This is a genomic window from Bradyrhizobium sp., from assembly GCF_016462955.1.
Taxonomy (GTDB): Bacteria; Pseudomonadota; Alphaproteobacteria; order Rhizobiales; family Xanthobacteraceae; genus Bradyrhizobium.
Genome location: NZ_JAEMSD010000871.1, coordinates 1 through 1,624 on the forward strand (window position 1 = coordinate 1; position 1,624 = coordinate 1,624).

Annotated in this window: 1 protein-coding gene; it reads left to right on the top strand. The window is 71.4% G+C overall.

What is annotated here, in order from left to right:
- Positions 1-1,624 (top strand): PAS domain-containing protein (locus tag JHD07_RS39390; protein ID WP_366865940.1); only part of this gene is annotated, 1,624 nt, incomplete at both ends.

Here is a 1,624-nt window from a genome sequence, read left to right on the forward strand (position 1 = left end):
CCCGCGCCCTGCTCGGCTTCCGCGATCTGTTCGAAGCCGGGCTCGAACGGGCCCGCGGCGATGCGCTGCGCGAGGGGCGCGCCGCGACGCCGATCGGGATCGGCCAGATGGTGCTGCAACGGGTCGGCACGGGCGCCGATGTCGGCCTGGTCGCGCTGATCGAGCCGGCCGCCGGCGCAGCTTCCGCGCGCCCTGCCGCGGGCGAGTCCACCGACATCGCGGCTCCGCCCGCAATGCCGGAGGACGCGCAGCCTGCGCCGCCGGAGGAGACTCCATCCGGGGTCGCGCTGTTCGACGCCTTCACCGACCCGCCCGAGACGCCGGCCGAGACGGCCGCGCCCACGCAGCCGGCCGGCGCGGCGGCGGCGGACGCCGCGGGCAAGACTCCGGTTGAAAACCAGCCACAAGCCATTGCGTCGCCACAGGCCGAGGCGATCAATGCGGGCATGGTCGAGCCGCCATCGGGCCAGCAGTCCTTGGGACAGGAGTCCATGGATCAAGAGTCCCTGGATCAGGCGTCCTTGGATCAGGCGTCCTCGGGCAATGAGCCCACGGGCCGGCAAGCGCCGCCTGCACCGCGTCAGCATCCGCTGCGCTTCCTCTGGCAGGTGGATGCAGAGGGCCGCTTCGTGCTGCTGTCCGACGACTTCATCGGCCTGATCGGCGCGCGCACCGCTGCCGGCTTCGGCCGTCCCTGGCGCGAGATCGCCGCGGACTTCTCGCTCGATGGCGATGGCCGCGTGGCCAAGGCGCTGGACAGCCAGGACACCTGGGCCGGCATCACCGTGAACTGGCCGGCCGATGGCGGCGAGCACATTCCGGTCGAGCTCGCCGGCCTGCCGGTCTACGACAACGCGCGCAACTTCGCCGGCTTCAAGGGCTTTGGCGTCTGCCGCGATCTCGATGCGCTCAACCGGCTGGAAGCGCTCCGCCGCTTCGAGCAACTCACCGAGCCGCCGGCGCCGCAGGGACTTTCGGCCGAGGCGGTCGAGCCCTGGAGAGACTCAGAATTAGAGTCGGAGCCCGAGCAGGAGCCGCAATCAGAGCCGGAGCCGGAAGCAACGGCGGCGGCGCCGATCGAGCCGCCCATACCCGAGCCGATCGCCGAGCCCGACTTGCCAGAGCCTGATTTGCAAGAGCCCGACTTGCCAGAGCCCACAACCGACGCGACTTCACACCCAACCGAGCTGGACACGCCCGTGGAAACCCCTCCCAATGTCGTGCCTTTCCGTCCGCACGGCGACACGCGCGCGCCGACCCTGACGCCGGTCGAGAACAGCGCGTTCAACGAGCTCGCGCGGCAATTGTCGGAGCGGCTCGAACGCGAGCGCGAGACCATCGCGGCCGACGCATCATCCGAGCCGCCAGCGGAGATCGCAGCCGAGCCGGCGGCGCCGGAGGTGGAGGCGCCGCAAGTCGCCGCCGAATGGCTGACCGAGCCCGCACCGCCGGCCCGCGGCATGAGCACGCGCGACCGCACGCTGCTCGACCTGTTGCCGACCGGCATCCTGATCTACCGGCTCGACCGCCTGCTCTATGCCAACCCCGCGTTCCTCGCGCGCATGGGCCATGCCAGCGTGAGCGCGCTGGAGCATGCCGGCGGCCTCGACGCGCTCTATGTCGA